The 17,978-nt window shown below is 42.8% G+C and carries 15 protein-coding genes; 6 read left to right on the top strand and 9 right to left on the bottom strand.

Annotated features, from left to right (window positions below):
* The first annotated feature begins 62 nt into the window (after window positions 1–62).
* From dbpA to QS795_RS12055, 3 genes are all read left to right on the top strand, one after another.
* Window positions 63–1,436 (top strand): ATP-dependent RNA helicase DbpA, encoded by a 1,374-nt coding sequence (gene dbpA / locus QS795_RS12065; RefSeq protein ID WP_286269172.1) that lies wholly within the window; start codon window positions 63–65, stop codon window positions 1,434–1,436.
* 403 nt (window positions 1,437–1,839) lie between these two features.
* Window positions 1,840–2,121, top strand: coding sequence for a type II toxin-antitoxin system RelE/ParE family toxin (locus QS795_RS12060; protein ID WP_318626511.1), 282 nt, complete (start codon window positions 1,840–1,842; stop codon window positions 2,119–2,121).
* Window positions 2,109–2,276 (top strand): hypothetical protein, encoded by a 168-nt coding sequence (locus QS795_RS12055; RefSeq protein WP_154602573.1) that lies wholly within the window; start codon window positions 2,109–2,111, stop codon window positions 2,274–2,276. The genes QS795_RS12060 and QS795_RS12055 overlap by 13 nt, the downstream gene beginning before the upstream one ends.
* Window positions 2,277–2,362: 86 nt before the next feature.
* Here QS795_RS12055 and QS795_RS12050 read toward each other — a convergent pair whose 3' ends face one another.
* From QS795_RS12050 to prpB, 3 genes are all read right to left on the bottom strand, one after another.
* On the bottom strand, window positions 2,363–3,817 hold the full coding sequence (locus tag QS795_RS12050; protein WP_286269031.1) for a bifunctional 2-methylcitrate dehydratase/aconitate hydratase: 1,455 nt from the start codon (window positions 3,815–3,817) through the stop codon (window positions 2,363–2,365).
* A 14-nt stretch (window positions 3,818–3,831) separates the two neighbouring features.
* Complete coding sequence (gene prpC / locus QS795_RS12045) at window positions 3,832–4,989, bottom strand: bifunctional 2-methylcitrate synthase/citrate synthase (RefSeq protein ID WP_286269030.1); 1,158 nt, start codon at window positions 4,987–4,989, stop codon at window positions 3,832–3,834.
* A gap of 71 nt (window positions 4,990–5,060) precedes the next feature.
* Window positions 5,061–5,951, bottom strand: a complete 891-nt coding sequence (gene prpB / locus QS795_RS12040; protein ID WP_286269029.1) for a methylisocitrate lyase — start codon at window positions 5,949–5,951, stop codon at window positions 5,061–5,063.
* A gap of 291 nt (window positions 5,952–6,242) precedes the next feature.
* Here prpB and prpR point away from each other — a divergent pair, with 291 nt between their 5' ends.
* Together prpR and QS795_RS12030 are read left to right on the top strand one after the other, a co-directional pair.
* A complete protein-coding gene (prpR, locus tag QS795_RS12035) occupies window positions 6,243–7,820 on the top strand; it encodes a propionate catabolism operon regulatory protein PrpR (RefSeq protein WP_286269170.1) in 1,578 nt (525 codons plus the stop codon).
* A gap of 692 nt (window positions 7,821–8,512) precedes the next feature.
* Window positions 8,513–9,655: an MFS transporter gene (locus QS795_RS12030; RefSeq protein WP_181478785.1), complete on the top strand. Its 1,143-nt coding sequence runs from the start codon at window positions 8,513–8,515 to the stop codon at window positions 9,653–9,655.
* A gap of 98 nt (window positions 9,656–9,753) precedes the next feature.
* On the opposite strand, the gene QS795_RS12025 is transcribed toward QS795_RS12030, so the two are convergent.
* Window positions 9,754–10,695 carry an ATP-grasp fold amidoligase family protein gene (locus QS795_RS12025; RefSeq protein ID WP_286269028.1) on the bottom strand — a complete coding sequence of 314 codons (942 nt, stop codon included), beginning with the start codon at window positions 10,693–10,695 and terminating at the stop codon, window positions 9,754–9,756.
* A 504-nt stretch (window positions 10,696–11,199) separates the two neighbouring features.
* Between QS795_RS12025 and QS795_RS12020 the strand changes: the two genes are divergently transcribed.
* Window positions 11,200–12,117: a bestrophin family protein gene (locus QS795_RS12020; protein ID WP_154602578.1), complete on the top strand. Its 918-nt coding sequence runs from the start codon at window positions 11,200–11,202 to the stop codon at window positions 12,115–12,117.
* Window positions 12,118–12,173: 56 nt separating this feature from the next.
* Here the strand turns inward: QS795_RS12020 and QS795_RS12015 are convergent, their stop codons facing one another.
* The 5 genes from QS795_RS12015 to QS795_RS11995 are packed head-to-tail and all read right to left on the bottom strand — an operon-like array spanning window position 12,174 to window position 17,906.
* Window positions 12,174–12,953 carry a heme ABC transporter ATP-binding protein gene (locus tag QS795_RS12015; RefSeq protein WP_154602579.1) on the bottom strand — a complete coding sequence of 260 codons (780 nt, stop codon included), beginning with the start codon at window positions 12,951–12,953 and terminating at the stop codon, window positions 12,174–12,176.
* A 3-nt stretch (window positions 12,954–12,956) separates the two neighbouring features.
* Complete coding sequence (locus QS795_RS12010; protein WP_154627387.1) at window positions 12,957–13,958, bottom strand: FecCD family ABC transporter permease; 1,002 nt, start codon at window positions 13,956–13,958, stop codon at window positions 12,957–12,959.
* Complete coding sequence (locus tag QS795_RS12005; RefSeq protein ID WP_318626510.1) at window positions 13,955–14,776, bottom strand: heme/hemin ABC transporter substrate-binding protein; 822 nt, start codon at window positions 14,774–14,776, stop codon at window positions 13,955–13,957. Before QS795_RS12005 ends, QS795_RS12010 begins: the two co-directional genes overlap by 4 nt.
* 15 nt (window positions 14,777–14,791) lie before the next feature.
* On the bottom strand, window positions 14,792–15,841 hold the full coding sequence (locus QS795_RS12000; RefSeq protein WP_286269024.1) for a hemin-degrading factor: 1,050 nt from the start codon (window positions 15,839–15,841) through the stop codon (window positions 14,792–14,794).
* A gap of 43 nt (window positions 15,842–15,884) precedes the next feature.
* The gene (locus tag QS795_RS11995) at window positions 15,885–17,906 is read right to left on the bottom strand and encodes a TonB-dependent hemoglobin/transferrin/lactoferrin family receptor (RefSeq protein WP_286269023.1); all 2,022 of its coding nucleotides are present in this window, start codon (window positions 17,904–17,906) and stop codon (window positions 15,885–15,887) included.
* Window positions 17,907–17,978: the final 72 nt, after the last annotated feature.

Genomic DNA, 17,978 nt, shown 5'->3' with positions numbered 1-17,978 from the left:
TCATGTACGAGGGGCTATGATCCCTCGTAATGATCTCTTTTATTTTATTCGGAATGTTAACTGTGACTTCATTTGCTGAACTAAATGCGCTTCCTGCGGAGCAACTCTCCAATCTCAATGAATTGGGCTTTTTAACCATGACCCCAATTCAAGAAGCGGCATTACCCGCTATCCTTGCAGGCAAAGATGTGCGAGCCCAAGCTAAGACGGGGAGTGGGAAAACGGCTGCTTTTGGCCTAGGGCTATTACAACGTATTGATGCAAAAAACTTTAATACCCAATCCCTCGTTTTATGTCCAACAAGAGAATTAGCGGATCAAGTCGCAAATGAATTACGCCGTTTAGCCCGTTATATTCCTAATCTCAAAATTTTAACTTTATGTGGCGGTGTACCTTTTAGTGTTCAGCGCGATTCGTTAGTGCATGCAGCGCATATTTTGGTGGCAACACCAGGGCGTTTGCTTGACCATTTACATAAAGAAACGGTGCGGTTAGATCATTTACAGACACTGGTACTTGATGAAGCCGACCGTATGTTAGATATGGGGTTTGCGGATGATATTGACGCAGTAATCTCTTTCGCGCCAGAAGATAGACAAACACTTTTATTCTCAGCAACATGGCCGGATAGCATTGCAGCAATTAGCCGACGCATCCAAAATAATCCACAAACCATTGAAATCAATTCTGTTAATGAATTACCTGATGTGGAACAGCAGTTTTATGAAGTGTCTCGACATGACAAAATTGACTTACTGCAAAAGCTGCTAAGCCGTGAACAACCGGCTTCTTGTGTCGTGTTCTGTAATACGAAAAAGGATTGTCAGGCTGTCTATGATGCTTTAATGGACAGCCATCAAAGTGTCCTAGTATTGCATGGTGATATGGAACAGCGCGATCGTGACCAAACTTTAGTTCAATTTGCGAATGGTAGTAGCCGAGTCTTAGTAGCGACGGATGTGGCGTCTCGAGGTTTAGATATTAAAGCACTGGAAATGGTGATTAACTTTGAGTTGTCTTGGGATCCTGAAGTGCATGTGCACCGCATTGGTCGTACAGCTCGTGCAGGACAAAGCGGTTTAGCGATAAGCCTATGTTCACCAGAAGAAGCTCAACGCGCAAATGTGCTCGAAGAGATGCTTAACATGAAGTTAAATTGGCTGCCAGAGCCAACAGGATTGCGCATTACACCATTAGAAGCCCAATGGGCGACCTTATGCCTAGATGGTGGTAAAAAAGCGAAAATTCGTCCTGGGGATATTTTGGGTGCATTAACCGGAGAGGTTGGTCTAGAAGGGGATGATATTGGTAAAATCGCGATTCACCCCATGCATGCCTATGTCGCTATTAAAAAATCAGTGGCGAACAAAGCGTGGAAGCAATTACAGCAAGGTAAAATCAAAGGCAAATCAGTGAGAGCGAGATTGCTAAAGTAAATTCCTAGACTGACATTTTTGAAGCCCTAGTTGAGTAAACTGGGGCTTTTTTGTCCCTATTACAATTAAAATAAGCAAATAAAACTTAATAATTTACTTTGATACTATTTCGTCTGTTTTATTCTTACCGCGATTTCTGCGAAGCGCCTTCCATTCATTTTATCGAGTTTCTTTTTTTATTTAATCTACTTAATTTTTTGGTTATAACAGCCATGTCACGTATTTAATCGGTTATTTGATTTTTATTTTTTTAGAAAATGAGTTTTTCTTAATAACCAGAGGGTTGAGTTTTTTTCTTAAAGTAAGGAGATTTGTTTTGTTGACATGGACGATAAGAACGAGGATTTTGTTTGACGATTGGTTAGAAATTCAAAACTATCAAGTAAAAAAGAAGGTGCTTTCGATGCTTTTGATTCTTTCTGAATATGGGCCTCATTTAGGGCGCCCTTATGCAGATAGATTAAAACTTTCTAAATTTATTCATATGAAAGAACTCAGGATCCAAGTTTCGGGGGTACCCATTCGAGTCTGTTTTGCGTTTGATCCAAGAAGTTGTGGAATTGTGTTATGTGCAGGTAATAAAAAAGGTTGTGATGAAAATCAGTTTTATATCAAGTTGATTAAATCAGCAGATGCAGAATATGCATCCCACTTAGTGAAACCGGAGGGATTATGGGTACGTTAAGCGAGTTATTAGAAAAATGTTCACCAGAAATGCGTCAAGAAATTGATGAAGAGGTGGCGAAGTTAAGGGAAGAAGTGATGGCGTCATTAGTACCAGCGGAAAATATTGCCACGGGACAAGATGATATTTCTTCACTTGTGCCACAAATGCCATAAACCGTGCTATTTGTGATGAACAGACAGTCAACGGTATTCGATAGCGTGGAGCCTTTGACTGTCTGTAAATCAAAAAAATAACAAAACTAAATCACCCATAAATCGAGAAACTCATTAACAGGCATATTTTCAAATAATGGTTTATCCAGTGCAGCGGCTAAAATTCGCAACTGCTGAGTTTCAGGGAACTGACGCGCTAAGTTGGTTCTGAATTTCTTAAGCAACAGCGGCATACCTTCTTGGCGACGACGTTTATGACCAACGGGATATTCAATAACCACTTCGTCCAAAATTTGCCCATCTTTTAATGTGATAGTGAGCCCATTGGTGATAGAGCGTTTTTCAGGGTCATGGTAGTCCTGTGTAAATGTAGAGTCTTCGTGACACTGCATCTTGGCTCGCAGCGCATCAATTCGGCTATCTTGAGCGACACTGTCCTCATAGTCAGAAGCGGTGAGGCGACCAAAAATAAGTGGGATTGCCACCATATATTGAATGCAATGATCGCGGTCTGCCGGGTTCTGTAATGGGCCTTGTTTATCAATAATGCGCACGCAAGCTTCGTGGGTACGAATTGAAATAGACTCGATATCGTCAGAGGTTTTTCCCATTGAACTAAGTTGTTCATGCAATTGTAAAGCGGCTTCAACTGCGGTTTGAGCGTGAAACTCTGCTGGGAAAGAAATTTTGAACAACACATTTTCCATCACATAAGAGCCGTAAGGTCGCTGGAATTTAAATGGCTGACCACGGAACAGGGAGTCGTAAAAACCCCATGTTTTTGCGGTTAATGCGGTTGGATAGCCCATTTCACCTTTTTGTGCCATAAGTGCCAAGCGAACTGCACGAGAGGTGGCATCACCTGCTGCCCATGACTTACGGGAGCCTGTGTTTGGTGTGTGTCGATAGGTACGCAAGCTATGGCCATCAACCCATGCAAGGGAAACCGCATTGAGAATTTGCTCACGGGAGAGTCCTAGCATTTGAGCCACGACGGCAGTTGAGGCCACCTTGACTAGAATAACATGGTCAAGACCAACTTTATTAAATGCGTTTTCGAGGGCGATACAACCTTGAATTTCATGAGCTTTGATCATGGCGGTGAGGACATCACGGATCACTAACGGTTTTTTGCCCTTAGCGAGATTTTCACGGGAAAGCCAATCGGCAGTGGCTAAAATACCACCGAGGTTATCAGAGGGATGTCCCCATTCCGCGGCTAGCCAAGTGTCATTGAAATCTAACCAGCGGCATAAGGTTCCAATATTAAATGCCGCTTGGACTGGGTCTAATTGAAACTGTGTTCCGGGAACTTTGGTACCATTTGGGACGTGTGTACCTGGGACTATAGGGCCTAATAGCTTTTTGCAAGCTGGATATTCAAGGGATTCCATGCCACAGCCTAGGGTATCCAGTAAACAATAATAGGCAGTATCGTATGCCAACGTTGAAGTGATAGGAAAATCAATAACGTAATCGACAATATCCGTCATCACTTTATCAAATTGAACATGTGGAGCCGTTTGATTTTGCGTGGTCATTATTTTTACCTTAATTAGCGCTGTTCTATGGGAACAAAAAGCTTATTTTCTGGGCCCGTGTAGTTTGCTGAAGGGCGAATAATTTTATTATCTTGGCGTTGTTCAATCACATGAGCTGACCAGCCGGCAATCCGCGCGATAGCAAATAATGGAGTGTACATTGCAGTCGGAATGCCCATTAAGTGATAAACCACAGCAGAGAACCAATCGAGGTTAGGAAACATGCCTTTCTCACGCTTCATGACCGATTCAATATGATCGGCAATGGTGTACAAATGCCGATTCATACTTTGCTCTGAAAGCTGTAGAGCAACGGATTTGATGATGGGATGGCGAGGATCCGCCAAGGTGTAAACAGGGTGGCCAAAGCCGATAATGACTTCTGAGTTTTTAACTCGAGCCACGATATCTTGTTCAGCTTCCTCGATAGAGGCATAACGCTGCTGAATTTCTAATGAAACTTCATTGGCACCGCCATGTTTTGGTCCCCTTAATGCCGCAATGGCACCGGTAATTGCGGAGTAGAAATCAGTGCCTGTTCCGGCAATCACGCGAGCGGCAAATGTTGAGGCGTTAAACTCATGTTCTGCATATAAAATAGAGGCGATATGCATGAATTTTTCCCACTGAGCTGGCGGTTTTTTACCGTGTAACAGATGCAAAAAATGGGCGCCAATGGAGTTATCGTCAGTCATGGTTTCAATGCGGCGACCATGGTGACTAAAGTGGTACCAATACAGCAAAATGGAACCCAGAGAGGCGAGTAATCGGTCGGCAATATCTTTAGCGCCAGCGACGGTATGCAGATCTTTTTCTGGCAACACGCAACCCATCATTGAAACTCCAGTGCGAATGACATCCATCGGGTGAGTATTCGCAGGGATGGATTCTAAGGTTTGTTTCACATTCGTCGGCAAGCCTCTTAAAGGCTTAAGTTTTTCTTTGTACGCCGCCAGCTCTGTGCGGTTAGGAAGCTTATCGTGGATCAGTAAATAGGCCACTTCTTCATACTCACATTGAGTGGCTAAATCGTGGATATCATAGCCCCGATAGTGGAGGTCATTACCGTTTCGACCTACGGTACAAAGTGCCGTATTGCCTGCGGTAACACCTGATAAGGCGACTGATTTTTTAGGTTTGAATCCTATACTCTTAAGTTGCTCATTCATCATTGATTCCTTGTAGGGGACAGAGGAGATTACAACTTGCTCTATTCACGGTTTATGGAGTGATTGGAAAGAAATTAGCGTTTTTTATTTTGTAAAAATAATGCATCCAGTTTTTCTTCATACTGATAGTAATTAATGGATTTATAGAGCTCTTCACGAGTCTGCATAAGTGGCACGACATTTTTCTGAGTGCCTTGCTGGCGTAAGGTGGTGTACACCTGTTCAGCGGCTTTGTTCATAGCGCGAAAAGCAGAAAGTGGGTACAGGGCGATGGCGATGCCAACACTTCGTAGCTCATCCAAAGTAAATAGCGGCGTTTGACCAAATTCAGTTAAGTTAGCTAATACAGGCACTTGCGTATGTTGAGTAAATTGCTGATACATGCCTAACTCAGTAATCGCTTCGGGAAACAGCATATCGGCACCCGCCTCGATGTAAGCACTTGCTCGCTCTAAAGCGGCCTCAAGCCCTTCAACGGCTAGCGCATCAGTGCGTGCCATAATGACAAAATTTTCATCTGTTCTGGCATCGACAGCGGCTTTGATTCGGTCAACCATCTCTTGAGTCGACACAATTTCTTTATTAGGACGATGACCACAACGTTTTGCGCCAACTTGATCTTCCAAGTGCAGCCCAGCAGCACCTGCTTTCGCCACCGATTTGACGGTGCGGGCTACGTTAAATGCGGAGGGGCCAAAGCCAATATCCGCATCCACCATTAACGGCAAATCACAGACATCAGTAATTCGGCGAATATCAATCAACACATCATCCAGCGTAGAAATGCCTAAATCGGGGATCCCTAATGAGCCAGCAGCAACGCCGCCACCAGACAAGTAAATGGCTTTATAGCCAGCTTGTTGAGCTAGAAGTGCATGGTTTGCATTGATAGTGCCGACCAATTGAAGAGGGGATTCACTGTTAACGGCATCTCGAAACTTTTGACCTGCGGAACGGCTAGACATAAACACCTCAGAGTTGGTTAATCAGTTGTAAATGACTTTCACTAACTATGTGACTTTATTAACTATAGTTAGATAGCAATTGACGTGCCAGTACGGAAGGAAAAATAGAAATTATTATTAATCCTTAAATATCAATAGGATAAAAATTTTTATTTTTATGTGACAAGAAAGCCATTTTTTAATCAATGGATTGGTGTGTTTCATTGGGTCGATGTATTGTTTCATGAAACAAAGGTGAAACATCAAAGTGCTAAGCAAACCCAAGCAGAGCAAACTCAGTGGAGAAGAACAATGGAAAAGCCCATTATTTGGACGGTGTCAGTGTCTCGTCTTTACACGTTATTTCGTGATATTAGCCCTGAATTTAGTGCACAAGCAGACATCACTCCACTGAATATCGGTTTTGAGCAAGCCGCAGAAGAAGTTCGTCGCCGTTTAAAAAAAGGACACTGTGACGCGATTATTAGCGCAGGCTCTAATGGGGCTTATTTAAAAAGTCATGTTTCAGTTCCCGTTATTATTGTGAATATTAACGGCTTTGATGTGATGCAGGCCTTGGCGAAGGCTCGGGAAATTAGCCATAAAGTCGGCATTATTAGCTATCAAAAAATTATCCCTGCGTTAGAGCAGTTTCAACATAGTTTTGGATTACAGATTGAACAGCGCAGTTATGTCACTGCCGAAGATGCTCGAGCACAACTAAAAGCACTAAAAGCCATGGGGGTAAACGTTGTTGTGGGGGCGGGATTAATTACGGATCTCGCTGAAGAAATGGGTATGACAGGGATTTTTATCTACTCTACACAGACCATTCGACAAGCCTTTTCTGATGCTATCGAACTCAGCAGAATATCCCATCGCCATGTAACTGAACAATCACGTTACCCTCAGCAGAATACAGCAAAAGTTAGACACACGATTAATGACCTGATTGGTTTGTCGCCTGCAATGGAGCGAGTTCGTCAAACCATTATGTTGTATGCCCGTTCAGATGCTACGGTGTTGATACAAGGTGAAAGTGGCACGGGGAAAGAGATGGTGGCGCAAGCTATTCATCACGAATACAGTTTGTTTAATCAGCAAAAACGCAGTAAACAGCAAATGCCGTTTGTGGCGGTTAACTGTGGTGCCATTCCTGAAACATTACTGGAAGCTGAACTGTTTGGTTATGAAGAAGGCGCATTTACTGGTTCACGCCGTGGCGGGCGTGCAGGGCTGTTTGAATTAGCGAATGGCGGAACCCTTTTTCTCGATGAAATTGGTGAGATGCCGATAGCGTTACAAACTCGGTTATTGCGCGTGTTGGAAGAACGTTCCGTGGTACGAGTTGGGGGGTATCGACCTCTACAGGTTAACGTTCGTGTGATTTGTGCAACCCACTGTGATTTGGATGAATGGGTAGCACAAGGCAGATTCCGTGGCGATCTTTTCTATCGCCTAGGTGTCCTTCGCATGAAAGTTCCCGCATTATCAGAGCGTAACGAGGATATTTTCACGCTGGCAGAACGATTATTGAAACTCGCTTTTGCCGGGTTACAACTGCCGCTTCCTGCCTTTAGAGTTCAGCAACTTCTCAGTTGTCGAGACTTTTTTCTCTCCTATTCATGGCCAGGCAATGTACGAGAATTACGTAACTTAATGGAGCGTGTCGCGCTCTATTGTAGTGCCTATGCAGATAAAAGCATCAACCCAGACATGCTCAAGATGCTATCACCAGAAAGGCGAACAGAAGTAAATCCGGCAAAGTCTCGGGAAGTAACCGAGACGCTAGAGGAAGTGATGGCAAGGTTTAATGGGGATCGTAAGGCGGTGGCGGAGTATTTAGGTATCAGTAGAACGACTTTATGGCGCCGGTTGTCTTCGTCCTAGTTTTCACTGTGGCTGTGTTGGCTTCACTCGCTAACCCTAGTCACATACTTGTGTATGCTCCTAGGGATTAGCTCATTTGCCGCCTTGCCACAGCAAAAACTAGTTAGAAGACTATTAGAAAGCGATCAAAAGACAGTCAAAAACAATAGAAAGGCAATTAGAAGGTAACTATTAAAGTAAGATAATAATTTATAAAAATGGGTGTTTGAGTAATGAATACCACTAATTAAGTATATTGATAAGCTTGAGGCTAATTAATTAGCAAAATTAGTTTTGAATAGATTTCTTTTTAAGAAAAGTGATAAATATATTTTGAAAGAGGGAATAGGAGTAAGGAATTGTGTTTCAAAAAGTAACGATAGGAGTTTTAGTTTTATTTGTTTATCTAATTGATAATAAAGGTTTTGATTGTTTTTATGGCGATTTTTTAGGGGTTTTTACTGCATAAAAAAACGTGATTTTTATCACATAAATAAATTTACTAGTCATCATTAGTTTTTCTCATTGTTATTCCCGTCTTGAAAGATCTATATTGCGCTCAAATTAGCCTCATCTATTTAATTTCATCACTGCACTAGTCGCTAAAATATATTCATTTTCATGAATAATTTTGCCGTGATTATCGACGTCTGCAGCGCACAATATTTACCTTATTTTTTGGAGAGTAGGACGTGAAAATGTCCACCATGTTAATGCGTAAAGGCGACAATACCTTTGTACCTGTTGCAGGCTTAACGTTATTTGCTATTGCTTCAGGTTACCTGATGAGCTTAATCCCGCTATCAATGGGCAGCTTTGGCATTGATACGCAATATGCAGGCTGGTTAGCGAGTGCCTACTATATTGGTTTATTAATTGGCTCAATGATGATTGAGCCCGTGATCGCAAAAATTGGTCATCGTCTCTCCTTTATTAGTTTCCTATTAATGTTGGCAGCAACGGTTGTTTTACTGCCATGGACACCGACGATTGAAGCTTGGCTACCAAACCGTTTAATTGCGGGTATTGCGGTAGCAGGGATTTTCGTGGTGGTAGAATCTTGGTTATTGATTGGCGATAACCCAAAAGAGCGCGCAAAACGACTGAGTTTCTATATGACCTCATTATATGGGGGAACGACACTCGGGCAGCTCGCTATTGGTATGATTGGTACTCAGGGAGTCGTTCCCTTTATTGTGGTACTCGGTTTACTGCTTGTGGCAGTTTTACCGCCTTTATTGGTACGCCAAGGGCAACCGGCAAGTGGTTTGCATCAAAAATTATCATTTAAGCAGATCACTCGTTTAAGTAAGCCCGCCATTATAGGCTGTATGGTATCCGGTATTGTGATGGGAACCATTTATGGGCTAATGCCACTGTCTTTGAAGAAAGATAATTTTACAACGGATCAAGTTGGCGTTCTGATGGCATCCATTATTTTGGGTGGCATGTTAATTCAGCCAGTGATCAGTAAACTGTCGGTAATGATGAGCAAAACCTTATTATTGGCCATGGTGTCATTGCTAGGTGTTTTTGCGATGGGCATGATTTACATCTCATCAGACTATGTGGTGATGATTGTGGCACTAGCTTTACTAGGAATGTCATCATTTGCCTTGTATCCGATTGCGATCACTTTAGCGTGCGATAACTTGGATTCGTCATTTATTGTGGCAGCGACCCAAGTGATGTTATTTAGCTACAGTGTGGGCTCTGCGATGGGGCCTATCGCGGCGGGTACTTTGTTAGAACAACATAGCGGGTTAACTAACTTCTTCTTTATTGTGCTATTAGTGACGGCAATTTATATGCTGATTGCAAGTTTACGTCGTAAGGCTAGTGTGTTGGTAAATTGATCGGATTGGCAAATTGACTGAGTTGGGTAAATCGCTCGCTACTAGCAATGAAAACAAAAAAACGCGCTATCTTGAATGAGTAGCGCGTTTTTTTATGGCTATTTTTTCTTATTGAGATTGGCGAAAGCAAGCCCAGGTTGGCGTGAATGAAGCATGTTTGGCGTTGTGATTTTCTGCTCCCACAGCTCCCCAAGTTTAAAGTCCCAAGAGAGTGGGCTGATCACGGTACGTCCCGCATTGGGTGCAAAGGTGAGTTCACTAAAATAGAGTTTGTTTTCTGCCATTAAAAAGTCAGCTCGGCAATAATCAAATGGTGTCACCAAAATTTCAGCCAATCTTAGCATCTCTCTAAATTGGGTTGGCTTACTGACCGGTTCTAGCATTTGAGGATAACCAAAGCTCACAGGCTGCAATTGCCAGTCTGTATCATAAATATTGATAAACTCAGTACCATCTTCGTCGGTATAATCGATTTCTGCGTAAGCGGGCTTACCAGAGAAGCAGTGAATACGACAGGTTTCGGGTACCAGCTTTCTTTTTTTCTGCTCAAACAAATCGATATATTCCTCGCAAATAATCTGCGCAGGAATATTTTTATAGTGGCGCTCGCGAGTAATGTAATAGAGATTTTTGAGTAAATGGAATGACAATTTGTCTTTGGCTTTTTGCAAATCAAAGCGGGATTTATCGGTACAAATAATACTGCTGCCGCTGTCGTGGGTGCATTTCAATACAAAGCGTTGGGGCAGTTTCGTAATATCTATTTCATCCACATGTTGATAAGTGGCGAGAATAGGAACGATATGTTCTTGTCCGATAGTTTGTGTAACATAGTCGCGCACCGCGAGTTTATCGGCGAATTGACTATGCAGTGGATTTCGGTCATGGATCATACGGAAATTCACTTTTTCATTAAAGCTTTTCGGTGCATTAAAGTTAGGGTAATACCCTAATTTTTTAATAAATTTATTCGTGAGATAACTTTTGTCACTCATGATTAGCGCACGGAATTTTTTTAGAAAATATTCTGTTTTTTTCATAAACAAGCAACCATTCTTAATAAATTAAGATTTTATTAATTTTTTTATAATTGGAATTATATTAATCATTTTTTAAATGATTATTAAATGATAACGGTAATATTATCGCCAATATTAAGGGTTTCTTAAGGATTTGACTTAGTTCAATGCTAGTTAACTGATATTTAATCAAAATATAGGCATAAATTAATCAATTGATTATATTCGCATGCTGTATATCAATTGTTTAGTTTGCTGATTAATTAATTTTAAATTAAATAAGTATTTCAAATTCAAGTATTGGCTAGGTAAAGTTAATTATAAATAAATTTGAGTCAATACCTGAAATCTTAAAAAAACGAAAAATAATAAATAAATGATAGAATAGATAAAAAATAAAATAGTTTATTACTAAACTATTTAGCTTAAGATGAGTAAATCGATGAACTCATCAAGATATGGATTGCCGAAATAATTTATGTGATAATCATCACACATAACTATCCTTTCAATTATTATTAATTTATGGTCATTCGCCCGCATCAACACTGGTTCTTTAGGTTGTTCGACTGGCACGGTTCCGTGTTGTCTAAAATCACCTTTAGATTATCGCTTAATATTATGATGTCCATTGTCGCTATTTTAATCTATCAATGGTACGAGCAATTAGGAATACATCTGACAATAGCCCCATTTAGCTTATTAGGGATAGCAATAGCTATCTTTTTGGGGTTCCGTAATAACGCCTGCTACAGCCGTTTAGTTGAAGCAAGAACGCTTTGGGGCGCAATATTAACCAATCAACGTAATATTTTAAGAAACATAAAAGGATTATTACCGAATGATCCTGAAGCGCATCGCACATTTGCTAATTTGTTGATTGCGTTTAGTTGGAGCTTAAATCACGAACTTAGACGCACTAACCCAAATATCGATTTGTATCGTTTATTGCCACGGGATGTTTTTTTAGATGTCATTAAAAGCCCTTTTCCCACCAGCCGAATTCTTATGCATATTGGTTTGAGTGTGGGGGCATTACGAGATAACAATCTGATCAGTGATGTTCTGTTTCAGTCCATCAATAAAGATGTGAACGGGTTATCTGAAGTCTTAGGCGGCTGTGAACGTATTTCGAATACGCCGATCCCTTTCGCTTATACACTGATCCTGCAACGTACGGTCTATTTATTTTGTACATTATTACCGTTTGCACTGGTGGGGGATTTACATTATATGACGCCTTTGGTTTCCGTGTTTGTTTCCTATACGTTTTTAGCGTGGGATGCATTAGCGGAACAATTGGAAGACCCATTCGATGTATTAGATAACAGTTTGCCACTGAATGCGTTATGTACGGGGCTTGAACGCAATGCTCTTGATATGATTGATGCTAAGCAGTTACCACTACCACCTAAGCCTAATAAATACTTTAATTTATTATGATGTTAAGTCGCGGCCCTCATTATGAAATATAGCATGATGAAAGCCGCGGCTATTTATTAATGGCGTAAATACACATGGGGGGTTGCCGTTTCAGGATGCGGCTGAACCCCTAAATCAGCTTGATACCATCGAGTCAAATTCTCGGTAGTTAACACTTCTTGTGGCGTTCCAGCCACCACTAATTTCCCTTGATGAATAAGATACACTTTATCGGCATAGAGCGCGGTGAGGTTCAAATCATGCAGTACACAACAAACTCCTAGCGGCCTTTCACGGGTAAGCTGATGCAAAAGTCGTAAACTGTGTTGCTGGTGATATAAATCAAGGGCTGAAGTGGGCTCATCAAGAAATAAACAGGCTGGCGTTGGCTCTGGTTGCCATAACTGAGCTAACACTCGAGCAAGTTGAACACGCTGCTGTTCACCACCGGATAATTGGCGATAATCGTGATGGCGTAGTGGGGTGCAATGGGTTTGTTCCATAGCAATATCAATGGCGTGCTGCTTATGTTCAGAACCGTAAGGTGTTCTTCCCATTGCCACAACATCCTCAACACTGAACGCAAACTGTAAATGACTATGTTGTTTCATTACAGCGCGTTTTTTAGCCAGGTTTTGAGGCTCCCATTCCGGTAGTGGGCGACCTTCTAGCTGGCATTCACCTTGAGAGGGAGAAGTGTAGCCTGTGAGCAATTTCAATAAACTGGATTTGCCGGCACCATTAGGACCAATGATCACCACCATTTGATTTTGTTGTATAGATAAACTGATATCGTCGATTAATGTTCGGTTATTAATACGATAACTGAGGTTTCTAGCGTCGAGTAAATTGGGCATCCGTTAGATCCTTCCTGCAGGTTGGCGCAGTATGAGCCATAAAAAGTAAGGGCCGCCAATCAAACCCGTTAATAAGCCCACGGGGATTTCTGCGGGAACGGCTAAAGTGCGAGCAAGGGTATCAGCTGCTAAGAGTAAGCAAGCACCCACTATGGCAGAACCAGGAATAAGCCAACGATGATCTGGCCCCAATGTCATACGGATTAAGTGAGGGACAACGAGCCCGATAAAGCCAATCACACCACTCATGGCAACGGCACAGCCAATTAATAAAGCGCTTAGGAATAATAAAATAAACTTACTACGCTCAACATTTATCCCTAAATAGTGCGCGTCTTCATCCCCTAATTGTAGAATATTTAGCGTATTGCCCTGCCATAAGCAGAGTAAGCACGTAGGGATAATCACGCTGGCGGCAATTGCTAACGATGTCCAATTCACATTGCCTAATGACCCCATCATCCACAAACTAAATGTGCGTAATTGTTGGTCATTACTCATATAACTTAGTACCCCAATGAGCGACATACACAGGGCATTGATGGCAATTCCTGCTAATAGCAGCCGTGCCAAATTACCATTAGACATACGATTGAGACTAAAAATGATCAGCGAAACCGCTAGACTGCCAACGAATGCTGCACCCAGATGACCGTAGTTGAGCATTAATGTGGGTAAGGAGAACGGTAAAATGATGAATGCGGCCACACACAATGCAGCTCCGCTACTGATCCCTAATAAACTTGGGTCGGCGAGAGGGTTGCGAAATAGCCCTTGCATCATCGCACCGGAAACCGCTAAAGCCAGCCCCACTAAAATGGCGAGTAACACTCTTGGTAGACGAATAGTGAGCCAAATTTGCCAGTCAGGATCGGTTGATGGTGCAAACCAAAGCGCTTTTAAAGGTAAGTTAATTGCGCCAGCGGTAGAGGCAGCCACCGTGACTGCCCCCAGTAGCACCAATAACATCAGAATTTTAAATAAAGGGTGCTTAAAACGACTCATTCGCTTTTTTCTAACGCCTCTCTTAACTGCTGCATGACCTTGGGCGTACTTAAGCTGAAGCTCAGCATTCCAGTATCATCCACGACTAAAAGCGCGCGATTTTTTCCTGCCGGAGTGAGTGCTAACCCCGGTAATTCCCAAACCTTATCAATACCACCGAGTGATTTCACTCCTTGTTCAGACACGACAACGAGGTCGGGTTGGCTGTAAATCAAACCTTCTTGGGAAAGCGGCCGGTAACTGGTGAAATTATGCATGGCATTTTGTGCACCAACGGCCTTGATCATGCTATCTGCTGCAGTTTGTTGCCCTGCTGCCATCGGCTGTACGCCGCCATGACTCATCAAGAAAACCACTTTTTTATTCAAAGGGCTGGTTGGAACGGCAAGTAGCTCGGTATTAAATTGTTCGACTAACTTTTTTCCGTTCTCGGGTAAACCCACCGCATTAGCGATGGTGGTAATTTTTTCAGGAATGGCTTCTAATTTCGGTTTTCCGGTCACTTTGACCACTTTAACACCGCTTTTTTCAATTTGGGTTAATGCGATTGAAGGTTGGGAAAGCTCACTGGCGAGCACCAACGTTGGACGCAAAGAGAGTACGCCTTCCGGATTCAGTGTTCGCATATAGCCGACATCGGGCAATTTAGTTGCTTGCTCTGGATGTAAACTGCTACTGTCGCGCCCAACCAGACTGCCTTGTGCGCCAAGCGCATAGACTATTTCAGTTACATCACCGCCGAGTGTCACTAAGCGGTCAGCGCCATGGGCAACCAACGAGGTTGCCAGTGTGATTACCATTAGAAGCCATTGTTTCATCGTCAAATACCTGTGTTAGATTCTTGGCAGGGACATGACTTGCTGGCGCCAGTGTTCTTGCTCTGGCGTCCCTTCAGTGCGCTGTCCGTACATTTGTGCGATTTGGTTGCCTTGGTCATCAAACACTTCAAGGCTGGTAACGAATCCATCTTCCGTTGGTTTACGAGTGACCCAACATTCTGCAACGCCATTTTCAATCATATGCAGGGTGAAATCAGGGTTGAAAATGTTCAGCCATTTGATGTCAGAACCTTCAGTTTGATGTGGCATCAAACGTTTGATTTTGCCTGTGAAAATCTGCACACATCCACGGTTACCCACGAAAATCATAATTTCGTTTTGATCAGCGAAAGCAGTATTAACCAGCTGATTGAATGAATCATTTGGCACCTGCCAAGCTAAATCATCACTGACTGCGCGGAACACTTGTTGACGGCTTAAGTTATTCTTCTTCAATAAAATGAAAAATTGATGAACATCCGTCATATTGCGCCACTCTTGGTCAAGCTGTTGTTTTAGCTCATCGCTGATTGGTTGTGCGTGATGTGGCTGCACTTTTTCAACCGCTAACAGTGGGTTTTCGCTGGTGGTGTATTTTTCGATAAGCGCATTCCATGCATCCATATCGGTTTCATCAGTGGTATACACTTTGTGCAGTGCATCGCCATGTTTATCAAAGAATTGGATACTATGGCGTTCACCGTGTTTTGCCTCTTCAGTGAGCACAAAAATGCTGTCCCAATGAGAGAAAAACATACGCAAATCCAGTGCGCGTGGATTGAGAATTAAACCACCATGAGGGCTAAATTTAGCATTTTCATAGCGACCGACTTGCTCATGGACCACATACTCATTACGGGTAATAGCCTTGACTGGACCGACAGCTTCCAAAGCAGTTAATAACGTTGGCGCATCAATGCTCAGGCGTTTAGCCTTATCACGCCCAACACGGCTATGTAATAATTCCCCTTCAGAAACATTCAGATAAGCGGCGAGATCTCTCGCATACTTAGCTTTATTATCTGCTTTGGCTTGTTGATAACGTTCGAAAAGTGCTGAATTCACAGGTTTCTCCTTTATGTAGTGTGAATTACCAATATAGTGCGAATTACCATTGGAAGCTGACGAGCAGCTTAGCATTACGACCATCTTGGGGAATCCCCAGAGAGGAGTAATACTCTTTGTCAAAAGCATTTCCTAAAACAACACTGGTACCTAACCCTTGAAGACTTCCATTTCCTTGATAATTTAGATAGAAATCATGAACGGCATAGCCCGGCTGTTGCTTCAATTTGGATGTTTTATCGAAATCTGTATGGGTAGTGAACTCACCTAACCAACCTACAGAGAAACCGCTGTCCGCAATAGGAACGGAGAGGTTGCTGGTAAGCGAGTCTGGTTTAATGGATTCAATGGCTTTGCCAGTATATTCATTGACGCCGACTGTGTGGTTATAAGCGAGCCCCCACGCAAAGTAGTCGGTGGTGTAATCCAATGACACATCCGTTCCCCAAATTTTGGCACGCTTGGTATTGATGGATGTGGTGTAGTTATTATTCCAGTTAACACGGTCTGTATTGACGTAGGTGTTAATGTAATCTTTGGCTTTCGTATCGAAATAGCTGGCTTTGAAGCGCAGGTTATCGCGAGCCATAAGTAAGTCATCAAAACGTAAACCAAAACCATATTCCGCAGTACGTGTGGATTCAGGTTTTAAGTCTGGGTTAGGGCGCCAATAGTTGGAAATAGGGCCGCCTTTGAAGTGAAGAGAATCGTTGTACATCTCCATCATCGTTGGGGCACGGAAGGCTTCAGAGTATGACGCAAACAGCATTGACCAATCGGTTGGCGTGATGCTCACCGCCGCTTTTGATGACCATTGATCTTCTTTGACATCTTTATTGCCCTTAGCGGTGGACTTGTAGTTGTCATAGCGGGTACCCAAAATGAAGGAAACAGGTAAATCTTTTAAGGTGATTTCATCCTGAATAAAGCCAGCGGCAAAGGTGATCTCTGCATCAGGGAACTGAGTGGTGCCAGCGTAAGGGGTCTGTTTTTGTCGATATGCTTCAGTACCGTAGGTGAAGTTATGTGCAGCGAGTGGTAACTCATAGATATCGGAGCGGTTATCCAACTTGATACCATACGTTTTTTGGCTGCGACCTTCGTAGTTAGACTCTTTCCCTTTGGATGTGATATTCACATCAGAGTAATACGGAGTCGCTTTTAAATTGAGCCATGAATTATCGTCTGGATTTAACTGATAGGTGGCTTGCAAGTCACGCTGACGCGTCGTGCGGTTAACCTGTTTATTATCTTTGCTGGTGGCGAGTTGTTGCGGGTCTTTTGGCTCATAGGCATCATTATTGTAATAACGAATCTGCCCAGACAGGGTTTGTGCATCATCCAGCTGCCATGTTCCTTTACCGAGCATATTGGCAATGGTTTCTTTGTTATCCATTTTTTCGCCGCCGCCAAGACGAACATCACCGCTTTCTTTCGTCACAAAGCTGAATAGGCCGTCAAAGTCATCGGTTTTACCAAAAGCGGAGCCGCCAAAGCCAAAGCTGTGATCCCCTGTTGCGCCTTGAGTAAAGACACGGAAACCTTGGTTTTGACCTTCACGCAGTAAATCTTTCGCATTCACGGTTTCCCAAGCAATCACGCCACCCATAGCGCCGCTGCCGTATAAAAGCGCGGACGGACCACGAATAATTTCTACTTGTTTGATAAGCGCAGGGTCAAGAAATGTGCCGTTAATGTGCCCAGTATCTGTACCTTGGCGAACGCCATCGACGAGCGTCAAAATTCCACGACGGTCAAAACCGCGCATGCTGATATCTTGGCCGTTAGTGCGGCTAGTTCCCGTGAGTGCAATACCCGGCACTTTGCGCAAAATATCGTTAGCATTGTTGGCTGTTTTGGTTTCTGGTGAATCATTTTTAATGACGGTAACCATCATCGGCGTATTAAAGCTATCTCGCTCATTACCCGTGGCATAAACCGTCATCACATCGTGGTGACTGTTAGTTAAATGATTATTGTTAGTTGGAGATTTTTCAGTCTGTGCGGTTGCCATTAGAGGCAGCAAGGCACTCGCCAGCACAGATAAGCGTAATACTTGAGACATACAGGTGATACTCCCTAAAAATTGTTAACTCTTTGATGAGTGCGATGCACCGTTAAAAACAGATTTATCATC

It is taken from the genome of Providencia zhijiangensis (assembly GCF_030315915.2).
Taxonomy (GTDB): Bacteria; Pseudomonadota; Gammaproteobacteria; order Enterobacterales; family Enterobacteriaceae; genus Providencia; species Providencia zhijiangensis.
This window is presented reverse-complemented; position numbering and strand designations above follow the sequence as displayed.